We start from the raw sequence: 18713 nt of genomic DNA, 5'->3' as shown, positions 1-18713 counted from the left end.
CGCCTGGTGGGCCTTGAAGCGCTCCAGCAGCGGCCCGACATCCAGGGCAGGCGCGGCAAAGGATCCATGATCGGCTGGCATGCGACTCCCCGACCGAAGTTTCGGATGCGTCCTGAACCGGTACCTAGAGCATCGTGCGGAAAAGTGGACCCGGTTTTCCGCACCCAATGATGCGCTGCTTGAAAGAGGAAGCATCGGACCCAAAAGTGCATTCCACTTTTGGGTCCGATGCTTTAGATCAGCAGGTCAATAGCCAAATCCCTCTAAATGTCGGCCGAGGATGAAACTTCGGGGTAGGATTCGCTGCCCCAACACGGGCAGCGTCCATATTTCCCGACGCGCCTCTGCCAGTAGAAGGCTCCAGCGCAGGCCCCTGGGCGATGGCGCAGAGAGCGATCTGGGCGACCACCTGCATGAAGCTATCACGCATTACCCTGCACTTGAGACCTGCCGCTCCCAACTGAGAGGCGCCATGTCTCTTCCCGAGACGCCGCGGATCTATTCAGGAAATTCCATGTTGTCTCATAGATTTCATGTGAGGCAACCGGCAGAGATTCTTGATGGAGATCGCCTCCGCCTTCCGCGTCGTTCCATCCAATGATGAAGAGCGTGCCGGAGCTTATGCATCCTTCCCGTATGATCGCGATCTCGTGCGGCGGTTCCGAGAGTCCTTTCCGCGTGCGCGCTGGCGCGGAGAGGAGCGAGGTTGGTTCGTTCCCGGAACAACAGCTGTGCAGCGGCTCAATACTTGGATGGCGCAGGAACTCGAAACCCTGGACCGGCACGCCGATGCGAAAGGGAGGGATGCTTATCTCTTCGAGCCTCTGGAAAGCCCATACCTAGAGGTCGGCGATGACTTGAGGGTCCGCACACCTTACTCGCACACGATCGTCGAAGCGCTTCGCTCGGTTCCGTGGGCGTACTGGAATCCTGACGAAAAGATTTGGCATGTGCCCTTCCGGTCCTATGAAGAGCTACGCCGGCTCTGGCCCGCGATTGAGGATGCGGCGCGCCGCAACGAACCTGCGGAGAGGAGAAGACGGCGAGAAGAGCAGAAGAGACAGGGCGTGGATCCTGCAAGTCCTGCTCAAGCAGAGCGCCGCCGCAGGCGCTACCCGGTTCCAGGAGACGATCTCCCGCCGCTGGAGAGGCCCCTTGCAACACTCTCATGGGGCGTCGTGGTGTTCGAGGACATTGAAGACCACGTGATCGATGAGGCCTTGGACGGCACTCTCTATCCCCATGCAAAGGACGATCCGAGCCACTATGTCTGGGCCCGGTGGCGCATGCCGACCTTGCAGGAAGTTTATCGCACGAAGGCTGCGCGAGAGCCAGAAGATCGCGCATTGCGGGAGAGCAGGGGATGGTGGTGGCCCACGCGGGACGAGCTTCAGGAACGGGCGCGCAAGCTTCGTCAGATGGAGCGTGCTCAGCAATCACGTCATGCCGTACAGAAGAACCCTGCCGGGTTTTGAAGAGCACAAGGCACAAGGAAAATCCGGGCCGAAGCCCGGATTTCGTCGAAGCTGCGTGAGCCTTGATCAGAATGGAATGTCGTCGTCGAAATCGCTGCGACGAGAGCTTGCACCAACCGGCTCGGGCCGGCGCTCCATGGGCGAGGCGCGGCCGAAGTCGCCGCCGCGGCTGATCTGGCCCGGCTCCTCGTCGCCATACTCCGGCGCGCCGCCGCCCTGGCGGCCGTCCAGGAGCGTCAGCTCGCCGCGGAAGCGCTGCAGCACCACCTCGGTGGAGTACTTCTCCACCCCCTGCTGGTCGGTCCACTTGCGGGTCTGGAGCTGGCCCTCGACATAGACCTTCGAGCCCTTCTTCAGGTACTGCTCGGCGACGCGGGCCAGGTTCTCGTTGAAGATCACCACCGAGTGCCACTCGGTCTTTTCCTTGCGCTCGCCGGTGGCCTTGTCCTTCCAGCTCTCGGAGGTGGCCAGGCGCAGGTTCACCACCGGCTCGCCGTTGCTCAGGCGCCGCACCTCCGGGTCACGGCCCAGATTGCCCACCAAAATCACCTTGTTCACGCTGCCTGCCATCGGAGCATCTCCCTTCATCTCTCCCGAACCTCGCTCGGGTCTGCTGCACTCTCCTGCCCGACAGGGGCATCGCCTAACGTTCTATATTTGTTCCAAATGAAATTCAAGAGCAAAGACGCTGGGGCAGAAGGGAGTAAAGGGGTGAGAAGAAGGAGAGGATGTGAGCGCATACAAGAAGGGCGGCGCTCCAAGCGCCGCTCGATGAGGGTGCTGTTACTCGGCAGCTTGAAGATAGACCACCTTCGATTGTTCTTTTTGAACCTCGCGAAGGGTGCGGGCCATGTAGGTCAACTGCTCGATGGCCTTGTCGAGATCGGCCTTCGTTCCTTCGCTGAGATCATAAGCTTGGCGGCCACGATAGAGGCGGTTCACCTGGGTTTCCATGTCCACGGCTGCCTCGCGGATGCGGTGGACGAGATTGTCGGCAATCACGTCTGCGTTGGCATCGACCACGCAGAAGCCGACATCACTTGCACGAACCTTAGACATGGGCTGAACCTCTTCTTGTTATTTCTTTCTCAAGCGCGGCCTTGTCGCGAAGCTCGCCGTAAAGGCCAAGCCGGCGCGCCAGGGAATGTTTCGTCACCGGCCCGATCCCGGGAAGCGTGCTCAAGAAACGCAGCTTGTCGGAACTTGCGGTGTAGGTGCGAAAGAGCTGCTCGCGCTCACGCCAGATCTGATCGATTGCCGCAGCCTTGGCCGGATGCCGGAAGCCTACACGCGATGTCGAGCCGAACTCGAGCGCACGCATGCAGCGCTCGAAAGTGCGGCGTCCGACGCTTGGCGTCACGCTGGCATGACAGATGGTGGCAATCACGCTTTTGGCAAAGTCCTCCGCCGTTTCAGGCGCAGAACAATTCGTGTCAGGAGCATCGCGGCGCGATGTGCTCCAGCCGAAAAAGGATTGCTCATTGTGCCTCAAGCTCGGCATGTCCATCATCGTATGTTCCAGGCCGCTTGCAGCAGCCGAACCAGCTTCGTTCCCGTCCTGCGAATCCGATACGGCGCTTGCCATGCGGGAGACGGATCTCTCTCGATGGTATAGCGAGCGGAGCGGATGCGCGGGCTTGTCGAAAAGAGGCGCGCGCCTATGTGTCCGCGCATGCGCCAACTCTCGTCGAGTTTACGGAAACCCTCGTCCTGCAAGGACTTTTCGGAAGAACCCGACTGCAAAGAGATGGGTATCTGCGCTCCATTTCGCAAGTTTGAGGATGCCATCGGAGCAGGATTTCGCGAGGCCTGTTTCACCTGCGGCCAAGCTGAAATTTCGCTGCGGGCGACCTTGAAGGTCTGCGCGAGGTCTGCGCCTGCTTCGACGTTGTAGACGGAAGCTGCGCAGGAGAAGGCTTCAGCGAACGGTGTCATTGCGCACCAGCTCTTCTCGGCCATGTGCAACGGCCAGGTCCACAAGCCATCCTCGCGGCGTTGGCCAAAGCTCTCGCGCTCGATGAAGTAGCCGGTCGTCTTGTGCTCCAGACCTTCTTCCGTCACGAGCCATTCCTCGTTCTCGAAGATCGGGCGCACGTCCATCATGGCGGTCATACCAGCATCCTTCCAGCGAGGAGCTCACTGAGCTCCAGGGCGTCACGCGTGAAGCAGCACTGACTTGATGCGTGAACAAAACAAGAACATAATGCCGGACCGTGAGGTGTCAAGCAAAGTTCGTTGTGTGGGACTGTAATCTTGGAGTAACGGACATTATCTGGAGGTCTGGATGGCAGGATTGAAGGGATGGTCCGCAATCCAGAGCGAAATAAGGCAAAGAAGTTGCGACCAAATATCGCCGTCTTAAACTCAAGCTTGACCATAGATCCGCAGCGGAGCCATTCTTGATGACGAGCCTCACACGCCTGGAATCGGACAGCCTCCGGCGCCTCGAAGACCTGCGCAAGACCTTCGACAAGCTGCGGGCGGAACGCATCCGTGCAGAAGGCGAGGTGGAGCGTCTGGCGCGCGACCTCGAAGAGGCGCAGAAGCTCGCCAAGGCCGAATTCGGTACTGACGACGAGGTGGAGATCCAAAGCCTCATCGAAGCGGCGATTGCGCAAAATGCCAAGCTGGTCGAGGAATTCGGTGCAGCCCTGCGCGAGGTGGAAGCGCGCCTGCAGCAACTCGGAGAAGAGCGTTGATGGACCCCTCCATCGAGCATGACGTCGCTCGCGCGGAGGCCTCTCTTGCGCGGCTCGAGGGACGACGCGATGCGATTGCCTTGCGGGTCTCCGAGCTGACACGCGAGATCGAGCTCGCAAAGGGGCGCCTTGCGGTCAAGGACGAGGTGGAAGCCTTCATCGAGGCGGTACATGGCAGCGCCAGCCGCCGCAATCTGGCTGCTTTTGAGACATTGCTGACGGCTCTCGTGCAGGAGGTGTTGCCTGGCGAAAAACCAGTGGCGCTGGAATTGTCGACGGAGCGCGGCCTCGCTTCACTCGATATCTGCGTGCGCCGTCCGGATGGCACGCTGGAAGACGTGCTGGAGGACAATGGCGGTGCGCTCACCAATGTGATCGGCATGGCGCTGCGCCTGATTGCCGTCGTGAAGGCGGACGTGGCGCGCTTCCTCGCCCTCGACGAAGCCGATTGCTGGATCGCGCCTGATCGCGTCTCGTCCTTCTACAGGGTTCTGGAGGATGGAGCGGCGCGTCTCGGCGTCCAGTGCTTCGCCGTGTCCCATCACGACCTGTCGCAGTTCTCGGACAAGTTCCACATCGCGCGCATCGTCGGTGAGCCGATCTCCGGCGTTACCGTGCAGGCCGCTGATTGCAGCGCGGCTTGGCACGATACGCAGCCGGGCCTGCGTTTCATTCGTCTCATCAATGTGCAGGCCTATGAGGATGCGATGCTGTCCTTAAGCCCCGGCGTGAATGCGCTGATCGGGCCGAACAATCGCGGCAAGTCCACCTTCATCCGCGCGCTGCGCGCAGTCTTCTATGGCGAGGCCCGCGACAGCCTCGTGCGAGCTGGTGTGAAATCCGCAACCGTCGAGATCGGCGTCGCAGGCAAGCGCACGTTACGCTTCACACGCCAGCCGCGCCGCTCGCCGGTGAATATCTGGTCTCTTCACGAGGCGGATGGCTCCGTCGTGGAGGAGAAGGGCATGCGCTACGAGACCGGCGGGCGCAGCGTTCCGGATTGGGTGGGCGATCTCTTCCGCATCACCAAGGTGGAAGATCTCGATGTCCATATCGCGCACCAGAAATTCCCGGTGTTCCTGCTCGGTGAAACGGCGTCCCGCCGCTCCGCTGTCCTCTCCATCGGACAGGAGGCGAGCTACATTCGCGACATGCTCGTGATCCATCGCGAACGCTGCGCGAGGGACAACGCGACCGTTCGTAATGGCGAGCGGGAGCTGGCTGCATTGCAGGACACGCTGGCGAGATTCGATGAGATCGGACTTCTCAAAGGGAAGCTCGCTGCTATTCGCCAACAGGCACAAGAGATCAGAGCTGTTTCCGATCGCTTGCAGAGCTTGCGGGATCATGCGGCGCGGCAGGCAAGCCTCAGACAGCAGCTCACGAAGGCGCAGGCGCGGGTGGAAGCCATGCTCACGCTGCCGCAGTCGGAGCAGATGGCCGATCTGACACGCCGTGTCGAGCATTCTCGCGAGCGCGAGCGCATCGGCCGTCATGTTCTACACCTCGGCAAGGAGCTGATATCGAGCAAGGCGCGCTTGGCTGCACTTCATTCCCTGCCGGATGGGGTGCCAGTCCTTGAAAGCACGACATCCGCGCAAAACATCCTGAAGCGTCTCACCGATCTTCACAGCGCCGCCCTCATCGCCAAGAGCCGGATGGCGCAGATCGATGAGGGTCTGAAATCCGTGCAGGCCGAGATGGCGCGCTTTGTCGAAGACACCGGCGGGCTTTGCCCAACCTGCGGCTCTCCGGTGAGCGCGGAGAACCTCCTGGACCATCACGCCCATTCCTCAAGCGCCTCGCCGTCGGAGCGGCTGACCGCATGATCTTATCCGGTGATCGTCTCCAGCCTGTCATCTGCAACGGCCTTCTCGTGATCGGCGACCCACATGTGGGCTCGCGCCGACCCGGGCGGCGCAAGGATGTGGTGTGGCCGCAGGCCGTGCTCGGAAAGCTCGAGCGTTGTGTCGCCATTGCCAACGAGCGGGGGCTTGCGCCCGTGATCCTCGGCGATCTCTTCGACAGGCCTGTGGAGCCGGATGAGGCGCTGAAGAACCAGCTCATCCGCATCCTCAGAGGCTTTCGCCATCGCCCGCTCGTGAATGTGGGCAATCATGACATCCAGCACACGACACTCACCGACGGCGACACGCTGGCTCTGCTGGGCTTGTGCGATGTGGTCGATGTAGTGGCAGCCTCCGCGCCTGTGGTCGAGTTCCATATCGGCGCGCGGCGCTTGGGCGTCGGCATGACGCCTTACGGCCAGGCAGTCCCCACCGATGCGCGCGGCTCCTTCTCCGGTGTCGATCTGCACACCTGGTTCACGCATCACGACATTGCTTTCGACGGCGAATATCCGGGCGCGGTGCCTCCCTTCGCGGTGGAAGGCTGCGACGTGCTCATCAACGGGCATATCCACAAGACGCAGAAGGCAGTGATGGCCGGGCGCACGCGCTGGCTCAATCCCGGCAACATCAACCGTCAGTCGGTCGATCTGGCGGATCACATTCCGTGCGCCTGGATCCTCCATGCAAGTGGCGAGCTGGAGGCGCAGGAACTGCCCCACGAGCGCAACGTGTTCGATCTCACGGGACGTATCGTGGAGGCGGCCGATGGCGGCGTGGTGGCACGCGAAGTGGAGAGCGCCTTCGTCACGCTGCTGCAGGCGGAATCCTCGACCGAGCTGAAACGCAGCGGCGATGGCTCCATCGTTCGCGATGAGATCGAAGCAAGGTTTACTGAAGACAATACGCCCGATGCGGTGCGCGCCATCGTCCGCTCGCTCCTGAGCGAGGCCGTGGAGCGGCACGCTCAGTCTTAAAATGCGAACGGGTCCGTATAGGGCAGGCGGCGGCGACGCACCTGTGTTTCGGGCAGGATCGGGCGGCTGATATCAACCGCGATCAATCCTTCGCAGGCAAGCGCCAGAACGGCTGCCACGCCATCCTGCGTGTTCATGACGGCACCCGCGCAGTCAACGAGGCGCATGGTGCCGACCTCATCGAGTTGGTGAAGAATGCGCACCCGGTCACCGGCCGTCACGGGCGTACGCCTGCAGGCCGTGATGAGGCGCACCGTCGTGAAGCGTGGCTCGGCGCGGATGCTGGCGGCGGTCTCGATAGAGAAGTGGCGACCATCTTCCGCAGCGAGGCCGTGGATCGCAGCGGTGCGGAGCGGATGCGTAAGCAGGTCCTCGTCAGTCAGCACATCGACGAGAAAGGATTGGCCGTCCCGCACGATCTCGAAATCCGCGATGTGCTCGATGGTGCGATCCTCAACCTGGAATTCAGCTGGATCAGCCGGCGCGCGTAGGGACTCAATCTCGGGGTCGAGTTCGCAGATGGTAAGGAAGTCGGCAATCAGCGTATTGCGCGTGAGTGGCGTTGCTGGCCGCTTCTTGAGGCGAGGCGTTCCTTGGCGGCGCTCCGAACGTCGGTCGGACAGGTCGAGGATCGCTGGTGCAGACATCGGGGCCTCCACGGTGAATAAGGGGGGCGCAGGAAGAGGCAATCCGCGCGTTTGCGATAGATCAAATCTTGCTCTTTGGATTAGAACAAATAAGGAACAAGTGTCCTAAAGTCAAATAACCAAGGGGAAGGGCGATCCTTCAGAAGCTCTGCCACGAATGCTCTTGAAGCCTTTCGTTGAGGCAAAATGCCGCTGGCTATAAGCTATTGTAAAACAAGAGCTTTAATGGGTTTTTGGTCGCCTCTTCATTGGACCCAAAAGGCGTAATCTGGTATAGAACAAATAACGAACACGCCTGCCTTGGAAGGAGGCTTCGAGAAGAGCGTGAAGACCGGTTTTGCGGGCATTGTGAGAGATAGGAACGAGATGAATACAGCAGACAAGAAAATCGCCGAGGTGCTTGCAAAATTCGATGAGCCGATGGCCGGCAATGTCTGGCGCGTCCAGGGCACGGCGGTGATCTACCACAAGACGCTGGAGCGCATCGCCGCCCAGGCCAAGATCATCTTCGACGAGCCGAAGATCATTCGCGCCGAGCGCGATGAGGCTGTGATCCAGGTGACCGGTCGCATGGGCGAGCGTGTCGAATGGTCCATTGGTGAAGCCCTCGTCGGCGTGAATTATCGCGTATCCGGCAAGCAGGCGGCCTATGTCTATGCCATGGCCGAGAAACGCGCCAAGGATCGTGTGATCCTCAAGCTCATCGAGCTTCACGGCTTCGTCTATTCGGAGGAGGAGGCCGACGAGTTCAAGCAGAGCCGCCCGGGCTATGCTGAGCAGGCAGTCGAGGCCGAGCGCGCTGAGCCCGAGAAGACCAAGGTCGAGGTGACGGCTGGCGGCAATGTGGAAGAGGAACTGAAGCAAAAGATCAAGAAGGCGAAGACCATCAACGCTGTGACGGATCTGATGCTGCATGCTGATACACAGAAGCTGCTCTCCTCTCTGCCGGAGGGCATCCGCGACGAGATCCGCGACTTCGCCAAGGCCCGCCTGGTGGAACTTGGCTGGCCCACCAAGAAGGCGGCTGCGGCCTAATTTCTTCTCTCCCAGCGAGGCGGCATCAGCCGCCTCGTTTTTCATGGGGAGCTCGGTTATGATGCGTCGTCCTGGCAAAAGACCTTGGAGTCTCGATGCATATTGACACGGAGCAAACCAGCATCTCGGAGCGGCGGACGGGCTTGGCTCTCATCGCTGCCGCCGTCCTGTGCCTCGTGGCCTCCGGTGGCCTGCTCTGGTGGCATTACGGCGGCGCGATCTTCAACGACATGGTTCTGGCCACATTGGCATGGTGCTTTTGAAGCATGCCTGAGCGCGAGCTCCGTGCATGGCCATGGCTGGTTTTGTTCCATTGGAAGGGTGCGGTGACGAGTTCCCACAACCCTCGCCATGCGGCGATGCTGACAAGCACGTAATAGAGGGGAAGCAGGCCAACCCAGGGCAAAAGCCGCCACAAGCGCCGTCGATGCAGAGCCACCAAGGCTGGAATGAAGAGCGACGCCATACCGGAGAAGAACAGCGTCAGGCTTCCTGCTCGCCAAAGCGCATTCCAGGTCGCATCCGCCGACAAAGGTTTCTCCGAATGCCAAAGGACCACAAAGAGCGCCGTGCAGAAGGGATAGATGAGCGCGCTCAGCGCCGCGCCTCCCGTTAGAGCCATGCCGGCATAAAACCGCCAGAAGCCGAGCTGCGACCATCCTTGGGCGGGCTTGCGGGAATGAGAGATGCTGGTTTGCATGAAACCTTTCATCCATCGGGTCCGCTGCCGCATCCAGGTTTTGAGCGTGATGGGGGCTTCCTCGAGAGTAGAGGAGGGAAGGTCGGCAACGCGATAGCCCAGGCGTGACAAGCGGATTCCGAGATCCGCATCCTCCGTCACGTTCCATGCGTCCCAACCGTGAATCTTTTTGAGAATTGCGGTGCGGAAGTGATTGGACGTTCCGCCGAGCGGGATGGGGCTGCCAATCTCGGCAAGGCCCGGATTGAACACATCAAACAAGGCTGCATACTCAATGGTAAAAAGCCGCGTGAGCCAGGAATCGTCCGTGTTGTCGATGGTCAGTCGCGCCTGAAGGCAGGCCACGTTCCGTGGCATTCGCGCGAAAGTGGAAACAGCCAGACGCAATTGCGCCGGGTCAGGGATATCCTCTGCATCATAGACAACCGTGAAGTGCCCACGCGCGAGAGGGAGAGCGACATTCAACGCGCGCGGCTTCGTGCGCGGCTCTCCGGGCGGGGCGACGATGATTTCGATATTGCCTGGCAGACGAAGAGCTTTGAGGGCCCCTAGAGTATCGTGATCGTCCGCTTCGAGCACGAGTTTGATGTCGAGCTTGACCGCCGGATAATCGAGTCGCTTGAGAGCTGCGACCAAATGCGACGCAATACGACGCTCCCGATACAGCGCAACGATGATCGTATAGATCGGCAAAGCCGCATCGCTCATGCGATGACGGGGAGTTGCCGCTCGGAGAGGATTGCTCAGGAGAGAGGCCGCCAGTCTTAAAACGACAATGCAGAGGAAGAGCGGGCTCAAGATCGAGGTCAGCAGGATCGTCATGAGGTCCAAAGCTGCAACACCGCAGAAGGATATGACCAATGCGATCAGGGTTGCTCCCGCGATCTGGACGAAGCTGGCGCCTTTGAGGCTGGACAGGGCCGGCGCCGCATAGGGCAGCTCGAAGGCCGCACGATGGGCGATCATACGACTTTGGGTTCTGAAAGCCGCTTTCGACAGGAGAGACGGTGCAGTGATCGCAAGTGCAGGTGCCGGGCGCAATCCTTTGAGGAGGCGAGCCAAGGTTGGGCCCTTGGGGGCGATCACGACGCCGCCGTCATTGGCCAATGGCGCAAGTCCCGTCAGGATACACTCAGGGTAACGGGCGCTCGGCGATGGGCGCGGGGCGGAAAGAAACGGGAGGCGCAGTTCGGTGGCAAGGGCCCGATAGAATTCCGTCTCTTCGATAAGTCCATGCTTTACCATCACCTGATCGGCCGAAGCGCCGGTCAAGTCGGCGATCATGGCCGCATCGCGCAAAGTCTCTGCCGGGTAACCGTGATCGGCCAGAAAGCCGATCTCTAGTGGCAGCGCAGTTGACTGTCTACCTTCCTCCGCTAGACCCTGCCTCATGCGCGATGAGCGCTCCTGAGGCGTGTTCGTCGGTGATGCAGAGCAACGGGCAAGAGAGTATCGTCTTCATATGCGTTATATTATTACGAATGTTGCTTATTTTGGGCGTAAGATCAAGTCGCCCTGGTTGCTGGCGACCGCCTTGTTCCTTGCTCCATTGGTCGGAGCCACTCAGGCCCAAACGGTGATGATCCCGAACTTCTGGGATCCGAAGGCGCAGCTCGAACGCCCTGAAGTCCCGGCTTCGAGGATGATCCGCTTCCTTGTCGACGACGATTTCCCGCCCCTGCACTTCCCCGGCCTCGACGGCACGCCCACCGGCTTTTCGGTCGAACTTGCACGAGCGGCCTGCGAGAGGTTGGGGCTGACCTGCACTGTCCAGGTCCGCCGGTTCGATACTTTGCTCAACGCGCTCAGCGAGAAGCAGGGCGATGTCGTGGCTGCCGCCATTCCGGTTACGGCCGAGCTACGCCAGCGCTTTGCGGTCACGGCCCCTTACTTCAAGATTCCGGCGCGGCTCGTCACGAAGCCTGCTCAGACCAAGGACATGCCGGCGTTTACGGCCAAGCTCCTCCAAGGCAAGACCATCGGTGTTGTCGAGGGCACGGCCCATGAGGCCTTCGCCAGGGCCTTCATGCGGGGTTCCACCCTCAAGCCCTATCCCGAACTGACGGCGGCCGAGGCTGCTCTCAAGAGCGGCGCGGTCGATTATATCTTTGCTGACGGCTTAAGCCTCGCCCTCTGGGTCGGCGGCGAGGATGCTGGAGGGTGCTGCGCCTTTGCAGGCGGCCCTTATCTGGAGAGCCGGTTCTTCGGAGAGGGGATCGGCTTCATCGCGCGAGCCGAGGACGACGCCTTGCGCCGCGCCCTGGACTATGCCCTGCAGCAGCTCTGGAAAGAGGGCAAATACGCCGAGCTTTATCTCAGGTTCTTTCCCATCAGCCCTTTCTAGGGCTGATGGCCCTGTTTAGGGCTTTTTGAGAGCCTCAACCGCTTCAAGCCGCATTGACCCTTGAGGGTCTCATCCCTAGTGTGCCGCGCTTCTGGAATTCTTTTCCGTGACGCATAGGCCCATGTCCCGACCCCTTTCTCTCGACCCCGCTCTTATTGAAGCCGCTCAGACCGCGACCGCTTGGCCTTTCGAAGAGGCCCGCAAGCTCGTGGAACGGCTCAAACGGACGGGCAAGAAAGAGGCTCTGTTCGAGACCGGCTATGGCCCCTCGGGCTTGCCGCATATCGGCACCTTCGGCGAGGTGGCCCGCACCAGCATGGTGCGCCATGCCTTCCGGATCCTGACGGGCGATACCATCCCGACCCACCTGATCGCCTTCTCGGACGATATGGATGGCTTGCGCAAGGTGCCGGACAACATCCCGAACAAGGAGCTGGTGGCGGCCTCCCTCGGCAAGCCGCTGACGCAGGTGCCGGACCCGTTCGGCACCCATGAGAGCTTTGCGCACCACAACAACGCGCGCCTGCGCGAATTCCTCGATGCCTTCGGTTTCGATTATGAGTTCAAGTCGGCGACGGAATGTTACAAGTCCGGCGTCTTCGACAAGACCCTGCTGACAGTGCTCGATCGCTACGAGGCGGTGATGGCGATCATGCTGCCCTCGCTGCGCGAGGAGCGTCAGCAATCCTACTCGCCGTTCCTGCCGATCCACCCGAAGACGGGCATCGTGATGCAGGTGGCGATCGACGAGCGCAAGCTCGACGCCGGCACCATCGTCTGGCGCGATCCCGAGACGGGTGAGCGCTTCGAGACGCCGGTGACGGGCGGACACGCCAAGCTGCAATGGAAGCCCGACTGGGCCATGCGCTGGGTGGCGCTCGGCGTCGACTACGAGATGGCCGGCAAGGACCTCATTGACAGCGTGAAGCTCTCGGGCGAGATCGCCAAGGCGCTCGGCGGCCTGCCGCCGGAGGGCTTCAACTACGAGCTCTTCCTCGATGAGAAGGGCCAGAAGATCTCCAAGTCCAAGGGCAACGGCCTCACCATCGACGAGTGGCTGACCTACGGCACGCCCGACAGCCTCGCTCTCTTCATGTTCAACAAGCCGCGCGAAGCGAAGAAGCTCTATTTCGACGTGATCCCGCGCCAGGTGGACGATTATCTCACCTTCCTCGAGAAATACCCGGCACAGGACGCCAAGGCGCGTCTGATGAGTCCGGTCTGGCACATCCATGCGGGCGAGCCGCCGGCTCCGGAGCTGGTGTCGTCTGGCGGCGCCAACCAGCCTGGCACGACGATCTCCTTCTCCATGCTGCTAAACCTCGTGGCGGTGGCGAACTCGGAAGATCCGGCAGTGCTCTGGGGCTTCATTCGCCGCTATGCGCCGGGCGTTTCACCCGAGACCCATCCGCGCCTCGACAGTCTCGTGAAGCGCGCCGTGCGCTACTTCGAGGATTTCGTGAAGCCGCAGAAGACCTATCGTCTGGCCGACGAGGTGGAAGCTGCTTCTCTCAAGCGTCTGAGCGACGTGCTGGCCTCGTTCGAAACCGGCGAGCGTCCTGCGACGGCAGAAGCGATCCAGGAAGAGATCTACAATGTCGGCCGCGCCGAGCCGCGCTATCAGGACCTCAAGGCCAAGGGCGCCACGCCCGAGCGTCCGGGTGTGTCCATCGAGTGGTTCAACACGATCTATCAGGTGCTGCTGGGCGAGCCGCGCGGTCCCCGCTTCGGCTCGTTCGTCGCGCTCTATGGCGTGAAGGAAACGCGCGCGCTCATCGCAAAGGCTTTGGCCGGAGACCTCGTGCGTGAGCATGAGACCTTCCTGAAATCGCGCGCGGCTTAGAGCATCGATCCCAAAAGTGGAGTGCACTTTGGGTCTATTCGATGCGTTCCTGAGTCCTTACTGACGCGCCCACATGATGCGGGCCATCCAGGCGATCTCCTCAGCAGGGATCGCCTTTTCCTCGCTGTCCTTGGTGAGGGCAGCCAGCTCCAGGGTCTTGGCAGAGCGGCGCTTGAGTTCCTGCGCGAAAATCTCTCCCTTCGTGGTGCATACCACCACGCGGTCGCCCTTGCGCGGGCTTGCGGTCGGCGAAACGATGAGAACATCGCCATCGCGATAGAGCGGCGCCATGGAATCGCCGGTCACTTCGAGAGCAAAAACCTTCTCCTGGCCGAAATCGGGGAACTCGATTTCATCCCAACCCGGGCCGCCGGCCGGGAGGCCCTCATCGGTCAGGATCTTGCCGGCGCTGGCCTGCGCCATGCCGATCATAGGGATCATGGAGCGGCGCAACGAGCCCGAGGGCTCGACGAGACGCAGGAAATCCTCCAACGTCGCGCCCGTGGCACGCAGGATCTTTGAAATGGATTCCGTCGAGGGCCACCGCTCCCGCCCTTCGGGGCTGACACGCTTCGACTTGTTGAAACTGGTGGCATCGAGGCCGGCTTTGCGTGCCAGCCCGGATGCGGTCATTCCGTGGCGGGCGGCAAGTGCATCGATGGCGGCCCAAACGCGCTCGTGAGATAACATTGTGCTGACCTTCGCAAATGAGCGAAAAATAGCTGAAAGCGAACTTATGCCTAGGAATTAAGGTTGTTCTATGACCCGTGCAACATGCAAGATTTCTATAGGGCAATGTGTCTAGTCAGAGTTGCTCCAGAAGCAGTGTCTAGTTATCGGTATTTCATGCACATCATCTACAAAATATGCCCAGAAATCCTTTGGCACGAGGCGAAAAAGGCAAATTCCTTTATGGGGGCACCCATCGATATACAGGATGGATACCTCCATTTTTCCACGGCAAAACAGGTGAAAGAGACGGCCGACAGACACTTTGCAGGGCAAGCGAACCTCCTGTTGATCGCTATCGATGCCGATGAGCTTGGTCCAGCCTTACGATATGAGCCGTCGCGGGGAGGGGACCTCTTTCCCCATCTTTATGCGCCCCTTGCCTTGTCTGCCGTCCTGTGGGTAAAGCCGCTGTCACTCGGCCCCGATGGCCGCCACGTTTTTCCGGATCTCGATTCATGATCGGCGCGCTCTTCTCTCTCGCAAAACCCGCACTGCACGCGCTCGATGCCGAGACGGCGCATCAGCTGACGATCCGCAGCCTGTCCCTGATGCCGATCACGCCCACGCCGAAGGATGATGCGCGTTTGGCAGTCGATGTCTTCGGCCGTCATTTCCCCAATCCCGTGGGGCTTGCCGCCGGCTTCGACAAGCAATGTGAGGTGCCCGACCAGCTTCTGTCTCTCGGCTTTGGTTTCGTGGAGCTCGGTGGCGTCGTGCCCAAGCCTCAGGAAGGCAATCCACGTCCACGCGTCTTCCGGCTCACGCAGGACGAGGCTGTCATCAACCGCTTTGGCCTTAACAGCGATGGGTTGGAGATCGCGCGTCAGCGTCTTTCCCGTCGACGCGGACGTCCCGGCGTTGTCGGCGTGAATATCGGCGCGAACAAGGAATCATCTGATCGTGTTGCTGATTACGTCACCTGCATTCAGGGCCTCTGCGGTCTCGTCGATTTTCTCACGATCAACGTGTCCTCCCCTAACACGCCGGGCTTGCGTGACTTGCAGGGAGAGGCGTTTCTCGACGACCTGCTCGCCCGCAGCATCGATGCGCGCAACAAGGCCGATGAGGGGCGCAAGAAAACGACCATCCTGCTGAAGATTGCGCCCGACATCTCGCTCGAGACCCTCGACGCCATCGTGGCAACGGCGCTCAAGCGCGGCATCGATGGCCTCACGGTTTCCAACACAACCATCGCGCGGCCCGAGACTTTGAAAGACAAGGCTCTGGCAAAGGAAGCCGGCGGTCTATCCGGCAAGCCGCTCTTCGTGCCGTCGACCAAATTGCTGGCCGAGACGTATCTTCGCGTGGAGCGCAGGCTCCCGCTCATCGGCGTCGGTGGCGTCGATTCAGCCGAGGCTGCCTGGGCGAAGATCCGCGCGGGCGCAAGCCTCGTGCAGCTTTACTCCGCGATGGTCTATAAAGGCCCCGGCCTGATCGGCGACATCAAGCGTGGATTGCTGCAAAAGATCGAGCGGGAGAAGGCATCGCTCGCGCAAGCTGTTGGGCGAGATGCCACTGCCATAGCGCAGGGGCGGTTCCAAATACCTTAAGTGAGGCAGGGGAATGTCCTCTTCGCCAGCCGCGGATAAAACACGGCCTGGCCGATGCCGCGTGCGCTCAGAAAGATGAGCAGCGCGATCCAAAGCGCTGTATTCCCGAGAGTGCCGGCGGCCAAAAGGATCGCTGCATAGATGGCGAAGGCGATGATCATGAGATCGCGCATCGCCTTTGTCCAAGTCGCACCCGTATAGATTCCGTCGAAGGCAAAGGCGGCAGCACCGAAGAGGGGCGTGAGGGCTGCGAAGATCAGATACTCACGCGCGTAGGCACGCACGTCGGGATTCGTGGATACGAAGTCGATGAACGACCCGCCGCCGATCAGGAAGATTGCTGAAACGGCAAGGCCAAACCCTAAGCTCCAGGCGAGGCTCAAGTGAATGGCGCGGCGGAAGCCGCGCTCATCGCGCGCGCCGATGCTCTGGCCGCACAGGGTCTCGGCCGCTGTGGCGAACCCGTCGAGAAAATAACCGCCGATCAGGAACATGTTGTAGAGCACCGCATTCGCAGCAAGCGTCACATCGCCTGAGCGGGCGCCAAGCGCGCTGAAGATCGAGAAGGCCAGGATCAATGCCACATTGCGGATCATGATGTCTCGGTTCATGGCGAGCGCTTTCAGGATCGCGGCGCGGTTCAGCACCTCGGCCCAGGTCACGGCGAACGGATTCGAACCAAGACGGCGCAGCACCACGATGCCGAGACCTGCGCCCAAAACTTCCGCCAACGCTGTGCCGATGGCGGCACCTGCGATGCCAAGATTGAAGATCAGCACGAGGCCTGCTGTCAGCAGAATATTCGCAACGTTAATGGCGACCTGCAGCAACAGACCGAGATCCGTGCGCCCACGCCCGAGTGTCGAGCCGAGAATGACGTAGTTGGCGAGCGTGAAGGGCGCGGCCCAGATGCGGATGAAGAAATAGGTGGAAAGGGCTCCCGTCACCGCCTCGCTCGCACCAGCGGCGTAGAAGGAAAGCGCCCCGACGGGCCATTGCAGCAGGATCAGCAGGAGACCCGTAATTCCAGCCACCAGGAAGGCGCGGGCGAGCGTCAGGTCGATCTCATGCTTGTTGCCGGCGCCCGTCGCCTGGGCAGTGAGGCCAGCGGTCGCCATGCGCAGCGAGCCGAAGCTCCAGAACACGAAATCGAAGATCACGGCTCCCAAGGCCACCGCACCCAGGAGGTGGGCTTCACCGAGCCGCCCGATCACCGTCGCATCGACGAGGCCCAGCAGGGGCGTCGTCACGTGCGACAGGGTCATCGGCAAGGCAAGGGCCAAGATGCGCCGGTGAGAAACCTCGGGGCGGCGAGCGTTCAAGGAGCCATGCATGGATGCGTGACCCGATCAGCGCTGGCTGAAAAGACGGGAGATGAGCCAGAGCGGCACCACGATCACGGCACCATAGACGATCCAGAGACCGACCTCCTTCACGGTCTCCAGGCTGAGGTCGAAAACCGAGCTGATCCAGTTGAACAAGCCCTCGATGAGCACGAAGGGCGTGATGTCGAGGAAGGCCATGAAGGCGCCGACGAGAAGCGACAGGAAAATGAGCTTGGCCAGCACGGAGCCGGGCGAGCCGCCGAGAAACCGGGTCAGGTTGGACATATCCTCATCTCGTCTGAAAGCGTAACTGGACGTAACTAGCAGCGTGTGCTTCATCGCAAGGGCCGATGACGAACGCAACCCTGTCGAGCCTCACATGATCGATCCCGCTCTCTTCGACCCCACCGCCGTCAGCGAGGAAATCCGTGCTCAGAACGCGGATATCGTGGCCAAGCTCGCGGCTCTTCCCGATCCCATGTCCGTGCCTCCGGCCCTCGTGCGGGAGCGCCGCCGCCAGGGGCTTGGACCGTTCCCGCTGATGCCTTCGAGCCACAAGGCCAAGGTGATCGAGATCGACGGGCCTGCCGGGCCGATTCCGTTGCGGATCATCACCCCTGAGAAGCCGCGGGGCGTCTATTTCCACGTCCATGGCGGCGGCTGGACCTGGGGCACCTCGGACGAGCAGGACCCCTGGCTTGACCGCCTGGCGGACCGCTGCGGTCTTGCCGTAGTCTCGGTGGAATATCGACTCGCGCCTGAAGATCCCTATCCCGCAGGGCCGGACGATTGCGAGGCGGCGGCCCTCTGGGTCATCCGCGAGGCCGAAAGCCGCTTCGGCACCTCCCGCCTCTTCATCGGCGGTGAGTCGGCAGGTGCGCATCTCTCGGCCGTGACCATCCTGCGCCTGCGCGGCAAGCATGGCCTCAAGCCCTTCCGGGGCGCGAACCTGTTCGCGGGCTGCTATGACCTCAACCTCAGCCCAAGCGTCCGGCACTGGGGGCCAGAGCGCCTGATCCTCAACACGAACGACGTGAAGGTCTTCGCCGACAACTTCGTCGGCCATGTGAGCGACCGGACCAATCCGGACATCTCGCCCCTTTACGCGGACCTCAAGGGCCTGCCACCGGCCTTGTTCTCCGTAGGGACGAAGGACATGCTCTTGGATGATACGCTCTTCATGGCCTCCCGCTATGCGGCGGCCGGCAACAAGACCGATCTCGCCATCTGGCCGGGCGGCTGCCACGTGTTCATCCGCTTCGACAGCGCCATGAGCGAACAGGCCCTGTCGCGGATCGATGCCTTTGTGGAGGCTCTCTAAGCCTTAACTCAGCCCTCTCTGGGAAGGCTTCAAGGTCGCTTCGAAGGACGGGGGCGTTTCCAGCGCACACTGAATCCTCCTTCGAGACGCAGACTTCGTCTGCTCCTCAGCATGAGGCTCGATAGGGTTAAAACGGGACTGACTTAGAGTGCCTAACAAAACTGGAGTGAGTGCGTTGGTTTGGCATGGCCAAACCTCTTGTTTCCAATGCTCTCTGG

20 protein-coding genes are annotated in these 18713 nt (G+C 61.2%); 11 read left to right on the top strand and 9 right to left on the bottom strand.

The genetic code is table 11. The features are described from left to right. Positions 1 to 560: 560 nt before the first annotated feature. Positions 561 to 1475, top strand: a complete 915-nt coding sequence (locus DC522_RS27785; RefSeq protein WP_116531793.1) for a hypothetical protein — start codon at positions 561 to 563, stop codon at positions 1473 to 1475. Between the two features lie 66 nt (positions 1476 to 1541). Here DC522_RS27785 and ssb read toward each other — a convergent pair whose 3' ends face one another. From ssb to DC522_RS27765, 4 genes are all read right to left on the bottom strand, one after another. Further along, a complete protein-coding gene (gene ssb / locus DC522_RS27780; protein WP_116531796.1) occupies positions 1542 to 2045 on the bottom strand; it encodes a single-stranded DNA-binding protein in 504 nt (167 codons plus the stop codon). 213 nt (positions 2046 to 2258) lie between these two features. Beyond that, complete coding sequence (locus DC522_RS27775) at positions 2259 to 2534, bottom strand: hypothetical protein (protein WP_116531792.1); 276 nt, start codon at positions 2532 to 2534, stop codon at positions 2259 to 2261. Further along, entirely contained in the window at positions 2527 to 2985 is a 459-nt protein-coding gene (locus DC522_RS27770) for a hypothetical protein (protein ID WP_116531791.1), read from the bottom strand. Before DC522_RS27770 ends, DC522_RS27775 begins: the two co-directional genes overlap by 8 nt. Then, positions 2982 to 3587, bottom strand: coding sequence for a hypothetical protein (locus DC522_RS27765; protein WP_116531790.1), 606 nt, complete (start codon positions 3585 to 3587; stop codon positions 2982 to 2984). Before DC522_RS27765 ends, DC522_RS27770 begins: the two co-directional genes overlap by 4 nt. A 290-nt stretch (positions 3588 to 3877) precedes the next feature. Between DC522_RS27765 and DC522_RS27760 the strand changes: the two genes are divergently transcribed. Genes DC522_RS27760 through DC522_RS27750 form a run of 3 tightly spaced genes read left to right on the top strand, consistent with a single transcriptional unit; the run spans position 3878 to position 6998 of the window. After that, positions 3878 to 4174 carry a hypothetical protein gene (locus DC522_RS27760; protein WP_116531789.1) on the top strand — a complete coding sequence of 99 codons (297 nt, stop codon included), beginning with the start codon at positions 3878 to 3880 and terminating at the stop codon, positions 4172 to 4174. Continuing rightward, positions 4174 to 6003 (top strand): AAA family ATPase, encoded by a 1830-nt coding sequence (locus DC522_RS27755; protein WP_116531788.1) that lies wholly within the window; start codon positions 4174 to 4176, stop codon positions 6001 to 6003. The genes DC522_RS27760 and DC522_RS27755 overlap by 1 nt, the downstream gene beginning before the upstream one ends. Further along, entirely contained in the window at positions 6000 to 6998 is a 999-nt protein-coding gene (locus tag DC522_RS27750) for a metallophosphoesterase (protein WP_116531787.1), read from the top strand. Before DC522_RS27755 ends, DC522_RS27750 begins: the two co-directional genes overlap by 4 nt. Here DC522_RS27750 and DC522_RS27745 read toward each other — a convergent pair. After that, positions 6995 to 7645 carry a hypothetical protein gene (locus tag DC522_RS27745; protein ID WP_116531786.1) on the bottom strand — a complete coding sequence of 217 codons (651 nt, stop codon included), beginning with the start codon at positions 7643 to 7645 and terminating at the stop codon, positions 6995 to 6997. The two genes, DC522_RS27750 and DC522_RS27745, sit on opposite strands and share 4 nt — an antisense overlap. Before the next feature lie 366 nt (positions 7646 to 8011). Between DC522_RS27745 and DC522_RS27740 the strand changes: the two genes are divergently transcribed. Beyond that, a complete protein-coding gene (locus DC522_RS27740; protein ID WP_116531795.1) occupies positions 8012 to 8680 on the top strand; it encodes a trna delta -isopentenylpyrophosphate transferase in 669 nt (222 codons plus the stop codon). 95 nt (positions 8681 to 8775) lie between these two features. Beyond that, on the top strand, positions 8776 to 8943 hold the full coding sequence (locus DC522_RS35075; RefSeq protein WP_165820339.1) for a hypothetical protein: 168 nt from the start codon (positions 8776 to 8778) through the stop codon (positions 8941 to 8943). On the opposite strand, the gene DC522_RS27735 is transcribed toward DC522_RS35075, so the two are convergent. Continuing rightward, complete coding sequence (locus DC522_RS27735) at positions 8886 to 10772, bottom strand: glycosyltransferase (RefSeq protein WP_116531785.1); 1887 nt, start codon at positions 10770 to 10772, stop codon at positions 8886 to 8888. The genes DC522_RS35075 and DC522_RS27735 overlap by 58 nt on opposite strands. Positions 10773 to 10842: 70 nt before the next feature. On the opposite strand from DC522_RS27735, the gene DC522_RS27730 reads away from it, so the two are divergent. Both DC522_RS27730 and DC522_RS27725 read left to right on the top strand, forming a co-directional pair. Next, a complete protein-coding gene (locus tag DC522_RS27730) occupies positions 10843 to 11724 on the top strand; it encodes a transporter substrate-binding domain-containing protein (protein WP_116531784.1) in 882 nt (293 codons plus the stop codon). Between the two features lie 121 nt (positions 11725 to 11845). Beyond that, positions 11846 to 13567 carry a lysine--tRNA ligase gene (locus DC522_RS27725; protein WP_116531783.1) on the top strand — a complete coding sequence of 574 codons (1722 nt, stop codon included), beginning with the start codon at positions 11846 to 11848 and terminating at the stop codon, positions 13565 to 13567. 57 nt (positions 13568 to 13624) lie between these two features. Here the strand turns inward: DC522_RS27725 and DC522_RS27720 are convergent, their stop codons facing one another. Beyond that, the gene (locus DC522_RS27720; RefSeq protein WP_116531782.1) at positions 13625 to 14257 is read right to left on the bottom strand and encodes a helix-turn-helix transcriptional regulator; all 633 of its coding nucleotides are present in this window, start codon (positions 14255 to 14257) and stop codon (positions 13625 to 13627) included. 156 nt (positions 14258 to 14413) lie between these two features. On the opposite strand from DC522_RS27720, the gene DC522_RS27715 reads away from it, so the two are divergent. Together DC522_RS27715 and DC522_RS27710 are read left to right on the top strand one after the other, a co-directional pair. Next, positions 14414 to 14758: a DUF952 domain-containing protein gene (locus tag DC522_RS27715; protein WP_116531781.1), complete on the top strand. Its 345-nt coding sequence runs from the start codon at positions 14414 to 14416 to the stop codon at positions 14756 to 14758. After that, positions 14755 to 15849, top strand: a complete 1095-nt coding sequence (locus tag DC522_RS27710; RefSeq protein WP_116531780.1) for a quinone-dependent dihydroorotate dehydrogenase — start codon at positions 14755 to 14757, stop codon at positions 15847 to 15849. The genes DC522_RS27715 and DC522_RS27710 overlap by 4 nt, the downstream gene beginning before the upstream one ends. Here the strand turns inward: DC522_RS27710 and DC522_RS27705 are convergent. Then, entirely contained in the window at positions 15846 to 17183 is a 1338-nt protein-coding gene (locus DC522_RS27705; protein ID WP_116531779.1) for an MATE family efflux transporter, read from the bottom strand. The genes DC522_RS27710 and DC522_RS27705 overlap by 4 nt on opposite strands. Before the next feature lie 15 nt (positions 17184 to 17198). After that, positions 17199 to 17459 (bottom strand): DUF6460 domain-containing protein, encoded by a 261-nt coding sequence (locus DC522_RS27700; protein WP_116531778.1) that lies wholly within the window; start codon positions 17457 to 17459, stop codon positions 17199 to 17201. A gap of 94 nt (positions 17460 to 17553) precedes the next feature. Here DC522_RS27700 and DC522_RS27695 point away from each other — a divergent pair, with 94 nt between their 5' ends. After that, positions 17554 to 18495 carry an alpha/beta hydrolase gene (locus DC522_RS27695; protein ID WP_116531794.1) on the top strand — a complete coding sequence of 314 codons (942 nt, stop codon included), beginning with the start codon at positions 17554 to 17556 and terminating at the stop codon, positions 18493 to 18495. Positions 18496 to 18713: the final 218 nt, after the last annotated feature.

The organism is Microvirga sp. KLBC 81, assembly GCF_003075415.1.
In the GTDB taxonomy this organism is placed as follows: Bacteria; Pseudomonadota; Alphaproteobacteria; order Rhizobiales; family Beijerinckiaceae; genus Microvirga.
Note: the sequence above shows the minus strand (reverse complement) of the source record. Positions and strands in the feature narration are given on the sequence as shown.